19 protein-coding genes are annotated in these 18,106 nt (G+C 61.1%); 12 read left to right on the top strand and 7 right to left on the bottom strand.

Annotated features, from left to right (window positions below):
- Positions 1–130: 130 nt before the first annotated feature.
- Genes J2857_RS02370 through J2857_RS02380 form a run of 3 tightly spaced genes read right to left on the bottom strand, consistent with a single transcriptional unit; the run spans position 131 to position 1,633 of the window.
- Positions 131–535 (bottom strand): type II toxin-antitoxin system VapC family toxin, encoded by a 405-nt coding sequence (locus J2857_RS02370; RefSeq protein ID WP_210008371.1) that lies wholly within the window; start codon positions 533–535, stop codon positions 131–133.
- A complete protein-coding gene (locus tag J2857_RS02375) occupies positions 535–789 on the bottom strand; it encodes a type II toxin-antitoxin system VapB family antitoxin (protein ID WP_210008372.1) in 255 nt (84 codons plus the stop codon). The genes J2857_RS02370 and J2857_RS02375 overlap by 1 nt, the downstream gene beginning before the upstream one ends.
- A 52-nt stretch (positions 790–841) precedes the next feature.
- Entirely contained in the window at positions 842–1,633 is a 792-nt protein-coding gene (locus tag J2857_RS02380) for a creatininase family protein (protein ID WP_210008373.1), read from the bottom strand.
- Positions 1,634–1,716: 83 nt separating this feature from the next.
- Here J2857_RS02380 and J2857_RS02385 point away from each other — a divergent pair, with 83 nt between their 5' ends.
- A complete protein-coding gene (locus J2857_RS02385; RefSeq protein ID WP_210008374.1) occupies positions 1,717–2,217 on the top strand; it encodes a MarR family winged helix-turn-helix transcriptional regulator in 501 nt (166 codons plus the stop codon).
- Between the two features lie 108 nt (positions 2,218–2,325).
- On the top strand, positions 2,326–3,348 hold the full coding sequence (locus tag J2857_RS02390; protein WP_007756725.1) for a LacI family DNA-binding transcriptional regulator: 1,023 nt from the start codon (positions 2,326–2,328) through the stop codon (positions 3,346–3,348).
- Between the two features lie 2 nt (positions 3,349–3,350).
- Here J2857_RS02390 and J2857_RS02395 read toward each other — a convergent pair whose 3' ends face one another.
- Entirely contained in the window at positions 3,351–4,124 is a 774-nt protein-coding gene (locus tag J2857_RS02395; RefSeq protein ID WP_210008375.1) for a gamma-glutamyl-gamma-aminobutyrate hydrolase family protein, read from the bottom strand.
- A 306-nt stretch (positions 4,125–4,430) separates the two neighbouring features.
- Between J2857_RS02395 and J2857_RS02400 the strand changes: the two genes are divergently transcribed.
- The gene (locus J2857_RS02400) at positions 4,431–5,537 is read left to right on the top strand and encodes a TRAP transporter substrate-binding protein (protein ID WP_210008376.1); all 1,107 of its coding nucleotides are present in this window, start codon (positions 4,431–4,433) and stop codon (positions 5,535–5,537) included.
- Positions 5,538–5,620: 83 nt separating this feature from the next.
- Here the strand turns inward: J2857_RS02400 and J2857_RS31360 are convergent, their stop codons facing one another.
- The 3 genes from J2857_RS31360 to J2857_RS02415 all read right to left on the bottom strand — a co-directional run bounded on the left by J2857_RS31360 (position 5,621) and on the right by J2857_RS02415 (position 8,934).
- Positions 5,621–6,553, bottom strand: a complete 933-nt coding sequence (locus J2857_RS31360) for an FkbM family methyltransferase (protein ID WP_348635649.1) — start codon at positions 6,551–6,553, stop codon at positions 5,621–5,623.
- Between the two features lie 313 nt (positions 6,554–6,866).
- Positions 6,867–8,369, bottom strand: coding sequence for a TRAP transporter large permease (locus tag J2857_RS02410; protein ID WP_210008378.1), 1,503 nt, complete (start codon positions 8,367–8,369; stop codon positions 6,867–6,869).
- A 25-nt stretch (positions 8,370–8,394) separates the two neighbouring features.
- Positions 8,395–8,934, bottom strand: a complete 540-nt coding sequence (locus J2857_RS02415; protein ID WP_210008379.1) for a TRAP transporter small permease subunit — start codon at positions 8,932–8,934, stop codon at positions 8,395–8,397.
- Between the two features lie 315 nt (positions 8,935–9,249).
- Here J2857_RS02415 and J2857_RS02420 point away from each other — a divergent pair, with 315 nt between their 5' ends.
- The 9 genes from J2857_RS02420 (at position 9,250) to J2857_RS02460 (ending at position 18,071) form a co-directional block, all read left to right on the top strand.
- Positions 9,250–11,571 (top strand): putative bifunctional diguanylate cyclase/phosphodiesterase, encoded by a 2,322-nt coding sequence (locus J2857_RS02420; protein WP_245362989.1) that lies wholly within the window; start codon positions 9,250–9,252, stop codon positions 11,569–11,571.
- Positions 11,572–11,740: 169 nt separating this feature from the next.
- Positions 11,741–12,499 (top strand): N-acyl amino acid synthase FeeM domain-containing protein, encoded by a 759-nt coding sequence (locus J2857_RS02425; RefSeq protein ID WP_210008381.1) that lies wholly within the window; start codon positions 11,741–11,743, stop codon positions 12,497–12,499.
- 189 nt (positions 12,500–12,688) lie between these two features.
- Positions 12,689–12,913: an aa3-type cytochrome c oxidase subunit IV gene (locus J2857_RS02430; RefSeq protein WP_210008382.1), complete on the top strand. Its 225-nt coding sequence runs from the start codon at positions 12,689–12,691 to the stop codon at positions 12,911–12,913.
- Positions 12,914–12,999: 86 nt separating this feature from the next.
- Entirely contained in the window at positions 13,000–14,298 is a 1,299-nt protein-coding gene (locus J2857_RS02435; RefSeq protein WP_210008383.1) for a Re/Si-specific NAD(P)(+) transhydrogenase subunit alpha, read from the top strand.
- A complete protein-coding gene (locus J2857_RS02440; RefSeq protein WP_210008384.1) occupies positions 14,298–14,696 on the top strand; it encodes a proton-translocating transhydrogenase family protein in 399 nt (132 codons plus the stop codon). The genes J2857_RS02435 and J2857_RS02440 overlap by 1 nt, the downstream gene beginning before the upstream one ends.
- Before the next feature lie 13 nt (positions 14,697–14,709).
- Positions 14,710–16,110, top strand: coding sequence for an NAD(P)(+) transhydrogenase (Re/Si-specific) subunit beta (locus J2857_RS02445; RefSeq protein ID WP_210008385.1), 1,401 nt, complete (start codon positions 14,710–14,712; stop codon positions 16,108–16,110).
- 89 nt (positions 16,111–16,199) lie between these two features.
- On the top strand, positions 16,200–16,370 hold the full coding sequence (locus J2857_RS30850; protein WP_245362990.1) for a hypothetical protein: 171 nt from the start codon (positions 16,200–16,202) through the stop codon (positions 16,368–16,370).
- A gap of 10 nt (positions 16,371–16,380) precedes the next feature.
- Positions 16,381–17,346 (top strand): acetylxylan esterase, encoded by a 966-nt coding sequence (locus J2857_RS02455; protein WP_210008386.1) that lies wholly within the window; start codon positions 16,381–16,383, stop codon positions 17,344–17,346.
- Positions 17,343–18,071: an esterase family protein gene (locus J2857_RS02460; protein WP_210008387.1), complete on the top strand. Its 729-nt coding sequence runs from the start codon at positions 17,343–17,345 to the stop codon at positions 18,069–18,071. Before J2857_RS02455 ends, J2857_RS02460 begins: the two co-directional genes overlap by 4 nt.
- Positions 18,072–18,106: the final 35 nt, after the last annotated feature.

Genomic DNA, 18,106 nt, shown 5'->3' on the forward strand with positions numbered 1-18,106 from the left:
ATATAAGGGCAAGCCGGGAGGAGTTCAAAGGGTTTGTATGTTATAAGATCACATCGGAATTGCGGCTGGCGCCGGGCATGGCCGCGACCTTGCCGGCGGCGGTTGTGGGGGCGCCGAGGCGGCTTGATCCCTACGGCCTCGTTTCGGCGTCCGTCTGGCCCAGAAGCTGGTCGAGGGTCAGAAGCGGCTGTTCCGTCACCTTGGCATAGGCATAATGAAAGCAGTCGAAATTGCTGAGATATCGACGCCCGATCCCGTACTTTTCGGCGACCGCGACCGCATAATTCAAAAGCTGCCAAGGCGATCCGGCCTCGCGAATCTCGATGCCCCGCGCATCCAGCCATTCAACGACCGCGCCTTCTGCCTGCTGATAACGGCAATCCAGCTGATCCGGGCGGGACAGGACCATAATCGCCTCCCACGCGGCCAGTGGTGAAGTGAAAGGCGAATTTGCCTGTAGCAGCGCCGTTTCGTAGGCTTCCGCGTTCTCTTCGCCGGCCATCATCGCGACGATCGCGCAGGCATCGACGTACATCAGCCGTCATCCCCGACCTGGTGATCGAGATCGTGATAGGCGTCGGGCGCTACAGGCTTCCTGTTCGCCTTGAAGGCAAGGCCGCGTTGGTCAAGAATTCTCTTGGCGGTTTCGCGAGGTGTTTCCTGGCGGATACGTTTGTCGATGGTTTCCTTCAATGCGGAAATCACCGCGTCGGTGATGGTGGTTCCGTCGATCCGGGCCAGTTCACGGGCCAGCGCATCAGCTTCTTCGTTTCGGATATTCAGCGTCATCCGCGGCGACCTCAAGCGTGTAGCCTAATATCGCACATTGTGTAGCTTCTTCCTACTTCAATGTTCGGACATCAAACTTCGCCGCATCCTCCAGCAGCTCGATAATCCCCCTGACGGCATGCGCGACCAGCGTCTCCCCCCGTTCCGCCGTTGCCGCGGCCGCGTTGCCGGCGACGCCCGTTGGGTTGAGGTCGGACATTTTCCAGCCGAAGGCATGCGGGCCGTAGGCACGCAGATGCTTGAAGTCGCGGGAAAAATCCGATTGGCGGGACGGGAAGTTCTCGGCCCTGGCCATATCGACCCTGTCCGGATGGAGCGCCAGCATGACCGAAGTCTCGATGTCTCCGCCGTGGATGTCGATCGCCTTGTCCTCCGGGGCGATCCAGCCGGCAGGCTGGCCGAAACGGGTCCAGCTTGTCGCGACGACCAGCATGCCGAAGCGCACCCGAGCCTCGGTCGCGACGATGGTCAGGAGCGGCGAATTGCCGCCATGGGCGTTGAGCAGCACCAGCTTGCCGATGCCCTTGGCGTGAAGATCGCCGGCAAGCCCAAGCCAGCGGTAAACGGCCTCGTCGAAGGCAAGTGTCTTCGTACCGGCGACATCCATATGCTCTATCGAATAACCAACGGGCTCCGTGGGCAGGAATGTCACCGGCAGGCCGGCGGGCAGGGCAGGGATGAGGCGCGCGACGAGGCCTTCGACGATCAGCGTGTCGGTCTCGAAGGGCAGGTGCGGTCCGTGCTGTTCGTGGGCGCCGAGCGGCAGGACAGCGATCCAGTTTCGCCTTTCTGTGGACGCAAGTGTCGTATCATTGTCATGATAGCGTGGCGAAGGGTGCGACATCTGGCGGTGGTTTCCCGGTTTCGATATGGATAGCGCGCCACAGATATAACGGCTACTTCTTTAGGGCAAAACGGGCGGAGCGAATGAGCAAGAAGAAGGGCGACAAGAAAGCCAAGTCCGGCAAGAAGAAGGAGCTGGAAGGCCTTTCGGCCACCGACCTTGCTCCGGCGATCACCCAGGCCGCCCGCTCCATGCGCACCGCACTCAGCCGCAGCCTCGGCGAAAGCGGGCTTTATGCAGGCCAGGACGGCGTCATCCTGATCCTTGCCGAAGAGGACGGCATGACCCCCGGCCAGCTCGCCATACGGCTCGGCGTCAAAGCCCCGACCATGACCCGTACGATCGGCCGCATGGAGGCGCAGGGGTTTCTGGAACGCCGCGCCGACGGCACCGACGGGCGTCTCACCAAGGTGCATCTGACAGAAGCCGGATTGCAGACCGTCGAACAGATCGGCCGTTCGGTCTCCGAGTGCGGCTCGATCGCCGCGAAAGGCCTTTCGGACAAGGAGATCCGCACCCTCCTCAAGCTTCTTAAAACCATCGAACAAAATCTTCAGTCCGAGCATTCGGACGACAGAGGCTGATTCCCTCCAAATTTCACCGTCACAGGATTGTCGCGCGGAATTAAATTGTTTATTTAAAGTTTAATTCGAGCATCGGATAGCGATGCCGGCCATTGCAGGTGGGGGGAAATGGCGCAAAAGATCAAGTTGTCGACGATTGGCGAAAGCCTTGGTCTTTCCACTGCTACGATATCGCTTGCTCTGCGCGACAGCCCGCTCGTGGCTGCCGATACCCGGGAAAAAATCAAGGAACAGGCAAGAGCCCTCGGCTATATCTACAATCGCCGCGCCGCCAGCCTCAGAACCTCGCGCTCCGGCATTATCGGCGTCGTGGTGCACGACATCATGAACCCGTTCTACGGGGAAATCCTCAAAGCGATCGAAAGCGAACTCGATCGCAGCCGTCACACCTTCATCCTGTCCAATCATTACGATTCGGTCGAAAAACAGCGCACCTTCATCGAAACGCTGCTGCAGCTGGGCGGGGACGGGGTGATCATGTCGCCGGCGATCGGCACGCCGATCGAGGATATGAGGCTTGCCGAAGAGAACGGCATGCCGGCCATCCTCGTTGCCCGTTCGATGGAAGGCGTCGAGCTGCCGACCTATCGCGGCGACGACAGCTATGGCATTTCGCTGGCCACCAACCATCTGATCGGCCTCGGTCATCGGGTGATCGCGATGATCGGCGGCACGGACCAGACCTCGACCGGCCGCGACCGTTACCAGGGTTATGTCAACGCGCTGCGCAAGGCGGGCATCGAGGTGGATCCGAACCTTCGCATTCCCGGGCCGCGCTCGAAGCAGGGCGGGTTCGAGGCGGCGGTGCATTTCCTCTCCCTGCCGCAGAAGCCGACCGCTGCGGTCTGCTGGAACGATCTGGTGGCGATCGGCCTGATGAACGGCATTGCCCGTGCCGGGCTGATGCCCGGCCATGACATCTCCGTCACCGGTTACGACGATCTGGAAGAGGCCTCGATCGCGACGCCTGCACTGACGACGGTGTGGAACGGCCAGACCGAAGTCGGCCGGCTTGCGGCGCGCGCCCTGCTCGACCGGCTTGCCGGCAGCCACGAGCCGGACGGCATCCACCTGATCAAGCCGGAAATGCGCATCCGCCAGTCGACCGGCGTGCACCGGCCGCGGGCCTGAGGTCAGGCCGCCACGTTGGTCAGCGTCTTGCGGTCGGCATAGGCGCGGACCGCATCGCCGAAGGCCTGAAAGAGCGCGCGTGACGGGGCATCGGTTTCCGCCCAGTATTCCGGGTGCCATTGCACGCCGACGGCGAAGTTTTTGGCGTCGATGACCGAAACCGCCTCGATCGTGCCGTCTTCGGCTGTCGCTTCGACCTTCAGCCGCGGGGCTGTTTCGGCGATCGCCTGGCGATGCAGCGAGTTGACCTGGACCTCGCCTGTCAGGCCGAGATAGTTGGCGATGCAGGAGCCTTCCTCGATGAAGACCGGCTGGCGGATCGCATACATGCCGTCGCGCTCCTTCACATCCGGTTTACGGTGGTCCCAGATGCCCGGCTGGTCCTGGATTTCGCTGGCGAGCGTGCCGCCCAGTGCCACGTTCAGTTCCTGGATGCCGCGGCAGATGGCGAGCAGGGGAATACCGCGGTCGATCGCCCGGCGGATCAGCGGCAGCGAGGTCGCGTCGCGGGCCGGATCGAAGGGACCGTCGCCGGCTGTCGCCTCCCTGCCGTAGAGGGAGGGGTGGACGTTGGTCGCCGATCCTGAAACCAGCACACCGTCGACTCGATCGAGGATGGCATCGGTTTCGTTGCCCTCTTCGAAAGCTGGGACGATGAAGGTCATCACATCCGCCACCTTCAGCGCCGCCTGAACGTACTGGTTCGGCGAGGCATGCCAGATCGCTCCGTCCAGTTCGCGGATATCGGCGGGCAGGGCGACGATCGGTTTCGGCATCAGGCTCTCCAACGAAACATGCTGTGCGTCTCCGTTCGTTGTGCCGCCGGAAACCGCCCCAAGTCAAGTTCGAGACCTTGTCTTCTGCTCCTGATGTTGCCCAAAGATTAAGCATTGCCCCTTTGAAATATCTTATGAATCCCGTTTGAGCAGGGCGCTACGAAAGTCTAAGGACAAAAGACGTTCCCGCATTAAGGAATATTAGCTCCGGCGCTTGCAACCCATAGGCCAAAATGTTTACCTCGCCCAGGATCGAGGGAGTGGGAACAGATAATCCCTACGGTTTGTCTTACTGGGAGGTATTTCATGGATCGTCGTTCATTCTTTAAAAAGGCTGCCGTCACCGGCGCCGGCGCAGCTGCCGCTACGGTGCTCGCCGCACCGGCCATCGCGCAGTCGAGCCCGAAAATCACCTGGCGTCTGACGTCTTCATTCCCGAAGTCGCTGGACACCATCTATGGCGGCGCGGAAGACATCGCCAAGCATGTCGCCGCGGCAACCGATGGCAATTTCACCATCCAGCCGTTTGCTGCCGGTGAAATCGTGCCGGCCGGTCAGGCTTTGGATGCCGTCAGCAATGCGACGGTCGAAATGTGCCATACTTGCTCCTACTATTTCGTGGGCAAGGATCCGACGTTTGCCATTGGCACTGCAATTCCTTTCGGTCTCAACGCACGACTGAGCAATGCGTGGTTTTACGAAGGAAACGGCAACAAGTTCCTTAACGAGTTTTATGCCAAGCACAATGTCTACGGGCTTCCCGCGGGTAATACGGGCGCCCAGATGGGTGGTTGGTTCCGTAAGGAAATCAATACAGTAGACGATTTCAAGGGCGTCAAGATGCGCATCGCCGGGCTTGCCGGTCGGGTGGTCGAGAAGCTCGGTGTCGTGCCGCAGCAGATACCTGGCGGTGACATCTATCCGGCGCTCGAAAAAGGCACGATCGATGCGGCCGAATGGGTCGGCCCCTATGACGACCACAAGCTCGGTTTCTACAAGGTCACCAAATACTACTACTATCCGGCCTTCTGGGAAGGTGGCCCGGTCATCCACGCCTTCATGAACTTGGACAAGTGGAATGCCCTGCCGAAGAGCTACCAGGCGGCGCTCTCCGATGCCTGCGCGTTTGCCAATACCAGCATGATGGCGAAATACGACACGAAGAACCCGACGGCGATCAAGCAGATCGTGTCGCAGGGTACGACGCTTCGCCCGTTCAGCCAGGACATCCTGGAAGCCTGCTACAAGGCGTCCCTCGAGGTCTACAAGGAAATTTCGGCTTCGAACGAGACGTTCAAGAAGATCTACGAAGACCAGGTCGCCTTCAAGAAGGAAGGGTACCTCTGGATGCAGCTGTCGGAATACACGTTCGATACGTTCATGATGATCCAGCAGCGCAGCGGCAAGCTCTGATTCCAGATCAGGCAAGTGTCATTTGAGGAGCCCCGGATCGAGAGGTCCGGGGTTTTGTCTGGGCTGATGCCGCAGGGACGGTCTCAAGCCGAGACGGAGGCCGAAGGACGGTTCATGAAGCGCCTGAAGGTTTCCCGGGAGGGAAATGCCAGTATGTTTTCGTAGGTCCGCGGTTCGGGGCGATCGAACCGTTTGAGAACCGGTGCGCTGCCGTGGAGGAAATTCCATTTCAGCTTTTCGAGCGTTGAAGCCGATTCAGGCGCATATTCCAGATCGTAGAACCGATAATCCGGCAGGCAGGCGGTGAGCTTGCCGAAGTCGTCGGGTCCTGCGAGATGGCCGTGAAACTCGAAGGACACGATAGGCCGGTTGAAGGCGATGGTGGCGCGCAATCCTTTCAGGACCCGCAGCTCGAACCCTTCGACATCGATCTTGATGAAATCGACTCTGGTTATTCCGAGCCGCTGGACGAGCTTGTCGGCGTCGAAAACCGGCAGGCGGAGGATACGGCTATGCCCCGATGGGCGGTCATCCTCCACAAAGCCGCTGGCGCCCAGGTTACCTTCGAGATTTTCGCGGAACATGAGCGTGTCGTCGCAATCGCCGAGAGCCGCCTGATGCAGCCGGATGTTATCGAGCCGGTTCGAGCGAACGTTATCGGTCAGCCGCCTGAAGACTTCGGGGTTAGGCTCGAAGCAATGGATCTCGGCGAAGTCCCGACTGAGGTGAATGGCGTGGTTGCCGATATTCGCCCCGACATCGAGCGCGACGGCGCCAGGCTCGAAGCGGCCTTGCAGGAATTCCAGAAACCGTCCTTCAAACCAGCCATCGACAAAGATGGCTTCGTCGATGCTTTGTGCGGGATCCAGTTTGAAGATGTATCCCCGGTTGGTGCGGTGGATGAAGACGTCGCTCTCTCTCGCAAACTGCCTGCGCCGCAACGGCTCGACTATGGTGCGGCCGATGGACTTTCGCACAACGTACATCGCATTCGGCAATACGTGGCTTATCTGCATGTCGGGGCCTGGGCGCTTCAGCCAACTGGTTTGGGGACGACGACTTCAGCGTCATGCCGTCTGCGCCAAGGTTTATACGCTCGACAGGCCAGTTAGTATTGCTACCTAAGGGTTAGCTGGGGCGGGATTTGGTGCCGGGACTTCGATCGGCATACGGCTATTTCGGTAGAGGAACGGCCAAAAGACGAGTTTGACGCAGGGGCGCGGGCCGGACTTCGCCGGGCTCCGATTGCCCGGCAGGAGCAGCGAAGGAGGACAGAGCGCCAACTCTGTCCTCGGATCCGGAGATCCAGGTGGACGGCCGCCGCCGCCCTTACGGATTGATCTTAGGTGGCTCGCCGAAGTTCGGCATGCCAGGCAGGCCCTGCTGGCCCGGCTGGGCTGGGGCGCCATCCATCGGAGGCAGGCCGAAATTCGGCATCTGGTTGCCGCCGCCATTGCCGAAGCCGGGCACTTCGATCTTGATCGTGTTGAGGTCGATGTCCGGTGCCTTGTCCAGCCAATAGGTGACGGACTCGGGCCAGAAGATCACGATGGCGACGAGGACCAGCTGCATGCAGAGCCACGGAATGGCGCCGAGATAGATGTCCTTCGTCTTCACCGATTTCGGCGCGATCGAGCGCAGGTAAAAGAGCGCAAAGCCGAAGGGCGGGTGCATGAAGCTGGTCTGCATGTTGATGCAGAGCAGCACGCCGAACCAAATCAGGTCGATGCCGAGCGCGTTTGCGACCGGCGCCAGCATCGGGATGACGATGAAGGCGATCTCGAAGAAATCGAGGAAAAAGGCCAGGAAGAAGACGAAGACGTTGACGAAGATCAGGAAGCCGATGGCGCCGCCGGGAACGTGGGACAGAAGATGCTCGATCCACAGACCGCCATCCATGCCCTGGAAGACGAGGCTGAAGCAGGTCGCGCCGACCAGGATGAAGACGACCATGGAGGTGATCGTCATCGTCGAATGCATGCCCTGGCGCAGCAAATCCCAGGTAAGGCGGCGATGCATCGCGGCGATCACCATGGCGCCGACAACACCGAGCGCGCCTGCTTCCGTCGGGGTTGCAAGGCCCATGAAAATGGTGCCGAGCACGAGGAAGATCAGCACGATCGACGGGATCATGCCCCAGAGAACCTTCATGACCAGGGCCATGTTCATCTCGCCGCGCGCTTCCAGCGGCAGCGGGGGAACGTCCTTCGGCCGGAAGATCGACAGGCCGAGGATGAACAGCATGAAGATCGTGACCTGCAGGATCGAAGGTCCGATCGCGCCGAGATACATGTCGCCGACGGAGCGGCCGAGCTGGTCGGCCAGCACGATCAGCACGAGCGAAGGCGGGATGACCTGGGTGATGGTGCCCGAAGCTGCGATGACGCCCGTGGCGAGCCGCGGGTTGTATCCGTATTTCAGCATGATCGGCAGCGAGATTACGCCCATGGTGATGACTGATGCTGCGACCGTGCCGGTGATCGCGCCGAGGATGGCGCCGACGACGATAACCGCATAGGCGAGGCCGCCGGGAACGGCGCCGAACAGCTTGCCGGTTCCTTCGAGCAGATCCTCGGCCAGGCCGCAGCGCTCGAGGATCGCTCCCATGAAGGTGAAGAAGGGAATGGCAAGCAACAGGTCGTTCGAGACGATGCCGAAGATGCGGAACGGCAGCGCCTGCATGAAGGCGAATTCGAAATGGCCGGTGGCGATGCCGAGAAGACCGAAGAAGAGGCCGACGGCCGAGAGCGAGAAGGCGACCGGGAAGCCGTAGAGCATGAAGATGATCATGCCGAGGAACATTGCCGGCGGCATTATACCGTATTGGAACATGAGCGGTTATCCCCCGAAAATGGTGTTATTGCAGCGGCTTTTCGTAGGTCGTGTCGACCTGGAGGACGCCCAAAAGACCGGCGATGCGCTTCACCAGTTCGGAAAAACCCTGCAGCGCCAGGAGGCCGAAACCGGCGACGATGATGAGTTTCACCGGCCAGCGGATAAGGCCGCCGGCGTTCGAGGACACTTCGCCCTGCGCGTAGGACAGCACAAAGAACGGCCAGGCAAGCCATGCGAGATAGATGCAGGCCGGAATGAGGAAGACGATCAGGCCGATCGTATCGATCCACAGACGAGCGCGATCGGAAACTGCGCCGTAAATGAGATCGACGCGCACATGCTCATTCAGCCTCAGAGTGTGGGATGCGCCCAGAAGCACGATGAAGCCGAAGAGATACCACTGGATTTCAAGCCAGCCGTTCGAGCTGTAGTTGAAGAGGTAGCGGATGAGCGCATTGCCGGCGCTGATGAGGGTACAGGCGAGAACGAGATAGCCGGAAAATTTGCCGATAATCTCGCTGAGGCGGTCGATGAGACCGCTGATCTTCAACAGTGCAGCCATGGTTTCCCCAATTCAACGGGTCTCTCTTATCCCGCCCGCCCTGGCATGGCGATGTAAACCAAGGTCTAATAAAAGGAAAGTCCTAAAAGCCTGGGTTTTCGTCTACAAAAAGCAGGGATCGCAGGGAGTTGCGCAAGCTGGCAAGGGCTCGCGCCGCTGCCGGAGGTTGCGTGATCGAAATTTTAGCTATCCTGTTGTCAATTTATTCAGCAAACTCCCAAGAACCCCCCAATGAAAGGGGGGAACGCGGCTCGCGGACAAACAATTTTTAAAGGGTTTCCCGCAGTGTCGACCGGAAGACAAGGGATGAACCCGATGAAAGAGACAGAAGCGAAGACGCTGTCGACGGATGTGTATCTGTCGTTCGTCACGTCGCTATTTGGAAATCGCGGCACTTTATGGACCGGCGTGGTTGTTCACGTCCTGTGGTGCCTGCTCGTTTTCCATTACAGCGGTGCGCAGTTCTATCTCCTGTTCGCCTGCGGCTTTGCGGCGGTCTTTGCCTATCGCATGTACTGGTTCCAGCGGTTCGACAAGGTCGACAAGGCGTCGCTGACCTATGACGGCATCGCCGCCTGGGAGCAGCAATACGTGATCGGTGCGTTCCTCGCCGCCTTTCTGCTCGGCGTTGCCAGCGGCTACGCCCTGCTCGTGCTGGAAAACCCGTTCGTCGGCTTTACCTGCATCGCCATGACGCTCGGCTCGATGATGTCGATCGTCGGCCGCAACTACGGCTCGCGCATCGCCGTCGATCTCCAGACGCTCGGCTGCTGCGGTCCGATCCTGATCGCCTGCCTGTTCACCGAGGATCTGCACCTGGCGCTGATGTCGCTGCTGCTCATCCCGTTCGGCCTTACCACAAGGTCGATGGCCAACGGCGTGCGCGAATTCCTTTATGAAAACGTCATCGCCTCGCGGAAGATGGCGATCATCGCCGACCGCTTCGATATCGCCTTGAAGACGATTTCGCATGGCCTGGTGATGCTCGACGGCGAAGGCAAGATCCAGGTGATCAACCGCCGAGCCCGCGATCTGCTCGGCCTCGACAAGAAGAGCGATCTCAAGGACCGCGATTTCGCCGCCGTGCTCTGCGAGGACGCGGAGAATGCGCCCGAGGCCATCCTGCGCCAACTTTCCAAACTGGCCGACGGCTCGCTCGAACGCGCGCTCTTCAAATTCAAGGACGACCGCCATCTCGAATTCTCGGTCAGCCCGCGCACCGACGGCGGTGTCGTGCTGATCTTCGAAGACGTCACCGCCCGTCTCGCCGCCGAGGAAAAGGTGCTGCACATGGTGCGGTTCGACGCCTTGACCGGCCTGCCGAACCGCGGCCACTTCGCCGAACTTGCCACCAGGAAGCTGAAGCGTCGCGGCGAGGCGCTCGCGGCGCTCGCCATGTTCGACGTCGACGGGTTCAAGCACGTCAACGACCTGCGCGGTCATGTGGTCGGCGACCGGCTGCTGGCTGCGATCTCGGCACGGCTTTCGGCGCTGAAGAGCGACGGTCTGCTGGCGGGCCGTCTGGTCGGCGATGAATTCGTCGTATTGCTGACCGGCGGCGACGACAGTTGCGAGCTGGAGCGTCAGGTCCGGCGCATTCACGCGGAGATCCAGGGCGACTATTACGTCGACGGGCTTCGCCTTCCCGTTTCGATGAACAGCGGTTGCGTCATCCTGCCATCGCAGGACTTCGACATGGAAAACTGGCAGATCAAAGCGGACCTTGCCCTCAACCATGCGAAATCCACGGGCAACGGCACGTTGACCGTGTTCCTGTCCGAAATGGACGCCCAGTATATCGACGAGCAGAAGCTCCGCGTCGATCTTCGCCAGGCGATCGAGAACCAGGGTCTGCATGTCGTCTATCAGCCGATGTATCGCCCCGATGGCTCGGGCATCGAATGCAGCGAGGCGCTGGTGCGCTGGCGTCATCCGGAGCGCGGCATGGTGGGGCCGAACGTGTTCATCCCCATGGCCGAGGATATGGGCCTCGTCTCGCACATCACCCGTCTGGTGCTCGACCAGGCCTGCCGCGACTGTGCGACCTGGCCGGAGCCAATGGCCGTTTCCGTCAACCTTTCGATCCAGGACCTGCGCAACGACGATATCGTCGCTTATGCGGCGGATGTGCTGAAGCGCTATTCGCTCGATCCGTCGCGGCTGCATCTCGAAGTCACCGAAAGCTGCTTCATGGACGAGCCGGTGGCGGTCAGCGCCATTCTCAACCAGTTCCGCGTGACCGGGGTGACGATTGCGATCGACGATTTCGGCACCGGCTTCTCGAGCCTCAGCTATCTGGACTCCCTGCCGCTGGACGTGGTCAAGATCGACCGGGCGTTCATCCGCAATATCGCCGAGGACCAGCGCAAGCTGAAGCTCCTGCGCGGCATCGTGCATCTGTCGCGCGAACTCGGCCTCAAGATCGTCGTCGAAGGCGTGGAGACCAAGGAGCAGCTCGCGCTGGTCAACCGCCACCGGTTCTCCGACCTGGTCCAGGGCTACGTGTTTTCCATGCCGGTCGCTTCCGAAAAGATCATCGAGCTGGCGGCCGAGGCCGCTCCGGCGGCCAAGCTTTCGGCCATTCGGCGTGGTGCCAAAAGTGCACAGGCCTCGCCTCTTCGGGCCGCGGCACGCTGAGTTCTGCCTGAAATTGAAACGATGTTAACGGATTTGGTACGTTAACAAACGGTCATTAATCGTTTGTTAACCATAACATTTAGATTTTTATTCAATTTTCGTTCCATTCATTGCGGGCTATGGGCATTTTAGGGTTAATCCATGGTTAAAGCTCATGGAACAAATGCCAATGCCCTTAGGTCAAACGTTTTCAGACGGAAACTTTTCAGCCAAGCTCCTCTCCACCCTCGACCATGTCGAATACCGGCGGATCGAGAGCAACGAGGATTTCGAGGATATCGCCCGGCTGCGATACAAGGCCTACAAGGCCCATAACGTGCTGCCGGTGGCGGCGACCAAGCTCATCGACGAGATCGATTTCGACAAGAATGCGCATGTCTTCGGTGTCTATTACGACGAGGAACTGGTCAGCACGATCCGGCTCCACCACGTCACGCCGGAACACCGGGTCTGCCAGTCGATCAGCATTTTCCCCGAGGCCGTGAATGGCCTTCTGGACGCCGGGATGACGCTGATCGACTCGGCGCGTTTCGCGATCGCCCCAGAATATGCCAGCGAACTTTCGGCCATGCCTTACCTGACGGTACGGCTGACGCCTGTCGCGGCGATCTATTTCGACGCGGACCGCGTGCTGCAGCCGATCCGTCCGGCGCATGCGGCATTTTATCGCCGGTTCTTCTACGCCCAGCCGCTGGTGCCGCCGCGGCGCATCCCGACATACGATTTCGATCTGATGCTGCTCGCCTCGCAGACCCGCGAATTGCGCTCCAAGATGATGAAGCGATTTCCAGCGTTCCAGTCGGAGGCCTATGAGCGCCGCATGCTGTTTGCGCGCTCCTCGAATTTCGACACCGCGCCGCTCACCATCCTGCCGACGGCCCGCATCGCCGGCCGGCCGAATTCCCCCGAAATGTCCTACCTGACCTGAACCACCTTTATCGGGCGTACCGGAAGCCATTGTGGCGGCATTGCGCTTTCCCATGGCTTTGTGTAAGGCCTGAAGTGACCTCCATCGTGCCGAACGAGGCATGATTCCGGATGTCGCCAAGGGTTTTCCCGCAGGCGCCGACGCTTTGATCGAGCGGGCAGCGTGCGGCCGATGAAGGAGACGGGACTGATGGACAATCACCAGAGCGGGCCGGTGGAAACGGGTGCTTCGATGGATTATGTGGAGCACGACAGGACCTACAACGCCTTCATCGCAGGTGCGAAATGGGGTACGATGGTCATCGTCATCCTGATGATCGCCATGGCTGCCGGTTTCTTCGGCGGAGCGGGTTTCATCGGCAGCCTTCTCGTCTTCATCATTCTCAATATCGCCGGCGTTTTCCTGCTGCGTTGATCCGGTTCGGCCGATCCGGCCACCGGCTTTGAGGCAGGGCGAAATATTTCGCCCGCCTTGCGATATCGACTGGGAGGAGACAGTCTTTGCCGAAGATCGTATTTGTATGCCGTGAAGGTTCCGACGAACCGCGCGTTGCCGCTTCGCCCGAGAGCGTCAAGCGGCTTTCTGGACTTGGCTTGTCCGTTCTGGTTGAGAGCGGTGCAGGCCTTTCCTCCGGTGTTCCCGACGCGGATTTCGAAGCCACGGGCGCCCGCATTGCCGGTCCCGGCGAGGTCGGTTCGGCGGATATCATTCTGAAGGTCAACCGGCCGACGGCGGCCGAGACGGCGTCCTACAAGCCGGGCGCCGTGGTGTTCGCCGTCATGGACCCATATGGCAACGAGGCGGCGCTTGCGGACATGGCAAGAGCCGGGCTCACCACCTTTGCCATGGAGCTGATGCCGCGCATCACCCGCGCCCAGTCGATGGACGTGCTGTCTTCCCAGGCGAACCTTGCCGGCTATCGCGCCGTCATCGACGCGTCCCATGAATATGGCCGCGCCATGCCGATGATGATGACCGCCGCCGGCACCGTGCCCGCGGCAAAGGTGTTCGTCATGGGGGCGGGCGTTGCCGGCCTGCAGGCGATCGCCACTGCCCGCCGTCTCGGCGCCGTCGTGTCTGCGACCGACGTTCGCCCCGCCGCCAAGGAACAGGTCGCCTCGCTCGGCGCCAAGTTCATCGCGGTCGAGGACGAGGAATTCAAGGCAGCGGAAACCGCTGCCGGTTATGCCAAGCCGATGTCGGAAGCCTATCAGGCCAAGCAGGCGGCATTGGTTGCCGAGCATATCGCTAAGCAGGACATCGTCATCACCACGGCCCTCATTCCCGGCCGTCCGGCCCCGAAACTGGTGTCGCGCGCCATGCTGGCCTCGATGAAACCGGGTTCGGTGGCGGTCGACCTTGCCGTCGAGCGTGGCGGCAATATCGAAGGTTCGGAAAAGGGCAAGATTGCCGATGTCGAGGGCGTCACGGTGATCGGCTACGCCAATGTCGCCGGCCGTATCGCGGCGTCGGCTTCGGCGCTCTATGCCCGCAACCTGTTCGCCTTCATCGAGACCATGGTCGACAAGGGCACGAAGGAGTTCGCGGTCAATCCCGAGGACGAGCTCGTCAAGGCGACCATGCTGACCCATGGCGGATCCGTTGTGCATCCGAGTTTTGCGGCCGCCGCGGCAATGCCTGCCGGCGAGATGCCGGTTGTTGCGCCAGTCGCAACGGCTGGCCCGGTCGTGACACCGGCAGAGGAGCCGGGTGCCCCCAAACCGGCGCGTGCCGGCAAAAAACCTGCCGCAGTTGTCGCCGAAGAGGGCGTGGACGCCGCAGCCGAGGAGAAGCTTTGATGGCCAGTGAATCCATGAACAAGGCGCTGGAGCAGCTCGACCAGGCCGTGACCGCCGTGATGACCGCCGCCGCCCAGGCGCCGGAAGCGGCGAGCGCCGCAACCGGTGGCGCAATCGATCCTTTCGTCTTCCGTCTGGCGATCTTCGTGCTGTCGATCTTCGTTGGCTATTACGTCGTCTGGTCGGTGACGCCGGCGCTGCACACGCCGCTGATGGCCGTCACCAACGCGATCTCCTCGGTCATCGTCGTTGGCGCGCTGCTTGCGGTCGGCGTATCGGCGAGCGGCTTTGCGACCGGCTTCGGTTTTGTCGCGCTGGTGCTCGTCTCGGTGAACATCTTTGGCGGCTTCCTGGTGACCAGCCGGATGCTCGCCATGTACAAGAAAAAAGATCGCTGAGGGTTCGGATCACATGTCGCAGAGCCTCGCAGCTTTCCTCTATCTCGTCTCCGGCGTGCTGTTCATCATGGCGCTCCGGGGTCTCTCCCACCCGACGACCAGCCGCAAGGGCAATGTCTACGGCATGGTCGGCATGGGTATCGCCATCGTCACCACCCTGCTGCTCGCCACCCCCACATTCGGTGGCTTCATCCTGATCGTGCTGGCGCTCAGCCTCGGCGGCGGGGCGGGGGCCTATATCGCCCGCACCATTCCGATGACGGCGATGCCGCAGCTCGTCGCCGGCTTCCATTCGCTGGTCGGCTTTGCCGCCGTGATGGTGGCGGCGGCAGCGCTTTATGCGCCCGATTCCTTCGGCATCGGCGCGATCGGCCATATCCATGGCCAGGCGCTGATCGAACTGGCGCTTGGTGCTGCGATCGGCGCGATCACCTTTACCGGTTCGGTCATCGCCTTCCTGAAGCTTGACGGGCGGATGTCCGGCAAGCCGATCATGCTGCCCTACCGGCACGCGATCAATATCGGCCTGCTGGTCCTGGTCGTCGTCTTCATCTTCGGCCTGGTGCAGACCGAAAGCCATTTCGACTTCTGGCTCGTCGTGGTACTGGCGCTGGCGCTCGGCGTGCTCCTGATCGTGCCGATCGGGGGCGCCGACATGCCGGTCGTGGTGTCGATGCTGAACTCCTATTCCGGCTGGGCGGCCGCCGGCATCGGGTTTACGCTCGGCAATCTGGCGCTGATCATCACCGGTGCGCTGGTCGGCTCCTCCGGTGCGATCCTCTCCTACATAATGTGCAAGGGGATGAACCGCTCTTTCATCTCGGTTATATTGGGCGGCTTCGGCGGCGAGACGGCGTCTGCCGGTGCCGATGACGGTATCCAACGGACGGTGAAGCAGGGCTCCGCAGACGACGCGGCCTTCCTGATGTCGAACGCCGAGAAGGTGATCATCGTGCCCGGTTACGGCATGGCCGTCGCTCAGGCCCAACATGCACTGCGCGAGCTTGCCGATACGCTGAAAAGCCACGGCGTCGAGGTGAAATACGCGATCCATCCGGTTGCCGGCCGCATGCCGGGCCATATGAACGTGCTGCTCGCCGAAGCCAACGTCCCCTATGACGAGGTCTTCGAACTGGAAGACATCAACGCGGAGTTCGCGCAGGCCGACGTCGCCTATGTCATCGGCGCCAACGACGTCACCAACCCGGCGGCCCGCGACGACAAGACCTCGCCGATCTACGGCATGCCGATCCTCGACGTCGACAAGGCCAAGACCTGCCTGTTCGTCAAGCGCTCGCTCGGCTCGGGTTACGCCGGCATCGACAACACGCTGTTCTACAAGGACGGCACGATGATGCTGCTCGGCGACGCCAAGAAAATGACCGAGGACATCGTCAAGGCGATGAAGCACTGAGTGCGGATGCATAGCTAAGAGAGCCCGGCAGTGCCGGGCTTTTTTGTGAAGACGGATCGTGCGACATTGAAGGGGAGCAGGAGGCCAGAATGGCAAAGATTGCCGATCAGACACGCGCTGCTGAAGAGCTTTCCCCGCGGGAATCGCAAGAGCCTGCCTCGCAAGCCACCCGTGAAGAGGCCTTGAGACGATTGGGAAAATTCCGTGGCCGGCTTCCTGAAGATTTTGTCTTCGACCGGGATGATGCGAATTGCCGGTAATTTTTCGAGCATGACCATCCCCGCCAGCCACCCTTACGATTTCGATCCCACCTATGGCATGGGGCTGAAGCAGCTTCAGGCGGTCCTGCCCCCGCAGGCACCGGAAGGGTTCGATGGGTTCTGGAAGGACCGCTACCGGCGTGCGATGACGGTCGATCCAGAGCCGGGCCTGCGCAAGAACGGGCTCGACCATCCGAAATGGCATGTCTTCGACATCGCCTACATGTCGAGCGGGCGGTTTCCGATCGGCGGGTGGCTGCTGTTGCCGAGAAAAGGTGAAATACGGCGCGGTCTGGTCGTCGGCCATGGTTATGGCGGACGTGACGCGCCGGATCTCGATATTCCGGTCGAGGAAACCGCTGTGCTGTTTCCCTGCTTTCGCGGCATGTCGCGCAGCACCCGTCCGCCGATCTCGCCGGATTCCCACTGGCATGTGCTGCATGACATCGACAAGCCGGACCGCTACATCATTGGCGGTTGCGTCGAGGACCTGTGGGTCGGGGTAAGCATGCTGATCGCGCTTTATCCCTGGCTGTCGGGCCATGTCGGTTATAGCGGCATCAGCTTCGGCGGCGGCATCGGCGGGCTTGCCATCCCCTTCGACAGCCGGATCGACCGAGGGCATCTGTCGCTGCCGACCTTCGGGCACCAGGAGCTGCGGCTGAAGCTGAAAAGCATCGGCAGCGCGGCTTCCGTCCAGGCCTATCAGGCGAAATACGGTAATGCGCTGAAGACGCTGCGCCTGCATGATTCGGCCGTGGCGGCGAGCCGCATTACGGTGCCGATGCTGATGAGCGTGGCGCTGTTCGATCCGGCGGTGGCGCCTCCATGCCAGTTCGCGGTCGCCAATGCCGTTCCGAAATCAAAATTTAACGAAAACTTCATCCTGGATGCCGGGCATTTCGATTATCCTGGCAGTGCGTCGCAAGAGGCGGCCCTTCGCGACAGGGTCGGACAGTTCTTCAAGGTGTCATGAACCGCGAATATCTGCGCTGGTACAGCCAGCGTCTCCATCGAGACATGGAACTCCTGGTGTTTGGCCATGCCGGAGCCAAGGTCCTGATGTTTCCGACCCGGGACGGACGTTTCTGGGAATATGAAGAGCTTGGCATCGTCGGAAGCCTCGCCGACAAGGTTCTGGCCGGCCAGTTGCAGCTCTACTGCGTCGATGGCCTGGCGGCCGAGACCTTCTACGACAGCCGGCAGCATCCCTCGCTGCGCATCCGCCGGCACGCGGCCTTCGAGGACTATATCCTCAACGAGGTCCTGCCGCTGATGGCGACCCGGAACGGACATGACTGCACGATCGTGCAGGGCTGCAGCCTCGGTGCCTTCCAGGCGGCCAGCATCGCCTTTCGCCATCCGCACCTATTCCGCAAGCTCGTCGCGTTTTCGGGGCGTTATGACCTGACCTTGAAGGTCGAGGCGTTCGGCGACCTGCTGGACGGCTATTACGACGATACGGTCTATTTCTACACCCCGTCGCATTTCCTGCCCGGCATCAGCAGCGGGTGGCAGCTCGAAAGGCTGCGCCAGGTGGAGATCGTGCTGACGATCGGCGATGCCGACCCGTTCCTCGACAACAACCAGCATCTCAGCCGGGTGCTGGCCGAGAAAGGGGTGGGACATCGGATGCATGTCTGGGACGGGCGCGCCCATCGGGCCGGCGCCTGGCGCAAGATGGCGGCGCTTTACATCTGAGTGTGGGGCGGGCTCAAAGTCGAGCGGAGGAAAGC

It is taken from the genome of Neorhizobium galegae, assembly GCF_017877055.1.
GTDB lineage: Bacteria > Pseudomonadota > Alphaproteobacteria > Rhizobiales > Rhizobiaceae > Neorhizobium > Neorhizobium galegae_D.

What these genes read in the sequence shown, in the direction of transcription:
- J2857_RS02375 (WP_210008372.1), bottom strand. Translation starts at nt 789, where the DNA reads ATGACGCTGAATATCCGAAACGAAGAAGCTGATGCGCTGGCCCGTGAA.
- J2857_RS30850 (WP_245362990.1), top strand. Translation starts at nt 16,200, where the DNA reads ATGGCAAAGATTGCCGATCAGACACGCGCTGCTGAAGAGCTTTCCCCG.
- J2857_RS02390 (WP_007756725.1), top strand. Translation starts at nt 2,326, where the DNA reads ATGGCGCAAAAGATCAAGTTGTCGACGATTGGCGAAAGCCTTGGTCTT.
- J2857_RS02400 (WP_210008376.1), top strand. Translation starts at nt 4,431, where the DNA reads ATGGATCGTCGTTCATTCTTTAAAAAGGCTGCCGTCACCGGCGCCGGC.
- J2857_RS02425 (WP_210008381.1), top strand. Translation starts at nt 11,741, where the DNA reads ATGCCCTTAGGTCAAACGTTTTCAGACGGAAACTTTTCAGCCAAGCTC.
- J2857_RS02415 (WP_210008379.1), bottom strand. Translation starts at nt 8,934, where the DNA reads ATGGCTGCACTGTTGAAGATCAGCGGTCTCATCGACCGCCTCAGCGAG.
- J2857_RS02370 (WP_210008371.1), bottom strand. Translation starts at nt 535, where the DNA reads ATGTACGTCGATGCCTGCGCGATCGTCGCGATGATGGCCGGCGAAGAG.
- J2857_RS02440 (WP_210008384.1), top strand. Translation starts at nt 14,298, where the DNA reads ATGGCCAGTGAATCCATGAACAAGGCGCTGGAGCAGCTCGACCAGGCC.
- J2857_RS02380 (WP_210008373.1), bottom strand. Translation starts at nt 1,633, where the DNA reads ATGTCGCACCCTTCGCCACGCTATCATGACAATGATACGACACTTGCG.
- J2857_RS02420 (WP_245362989.1), top strand. Translation starts at nt 9,250, where the DNA reads ATGAAAGAGACAGAAGCGAAGACGCTGTCGACGGATGTGTATCTGTCG.
- J2857_RS02385 (WP_210008374.1), top strand. Translation starts at nt 1,717, where the DNA reads ATGAGCAAGAAGAAGGGCGACAAGAAAGCCAAGTCCGGCAAGAAGAAG.
- J2857_RS02410 (WP_210008378.1), bottom strand. Translation starts at nt 8,369, where the DNA reads ATGTTCCAATACGGTATAATGCCGCCGGCAATGTTCCTCGGCATGATC.
- J2857_RS02455 (WP_210008386.1), top strand. Translation starts at nt 16,381, where the DNA reads ATGACCATCCCCGCCAGCCACCCTTACGATTTCGATCCCACCTATGGC.
- J2857_RS02395 (WP_210008375.1), bottom strand. Translation starts at nt 4,124, where the DNA reads ATGCCGAAACCGATCGTCGCCCTGCCCGCCGATATCCGCGAACTGGAC.
- J2857_RS31360 (WP_348635649.1), bottom strand. Translation starts at nt 6,553, where the DNA reads ATGCAGATAAGCCACGTATTGCCGAATGCGATGTACGTTGTGCGAAAG.
- J2857_RS02445 (WP_210008385.1), top strand. Translation starts at nt 14,710, where the DNA reads ATGTCGCAGAGCCTCGCAGCTTTCCTCTATCTCGTCTCCGGCGTGCTG.
- J2857_RS02430 (WP_210008382.1), top strand. Translation starts at nt 12,689, where the DNA reads ATGGACAATCACCAGAGCGGGCCGGTGGAAACGGGTGCTTCGATGGAT.
- J2857_RS02460 (WP_210008387.1), top strand. Translation starts at nt 17,343, where the DNA reads ATGAACCGCGAATATCTGCGCTGGTACAGCCAGCGTCTCCATCGAGAC.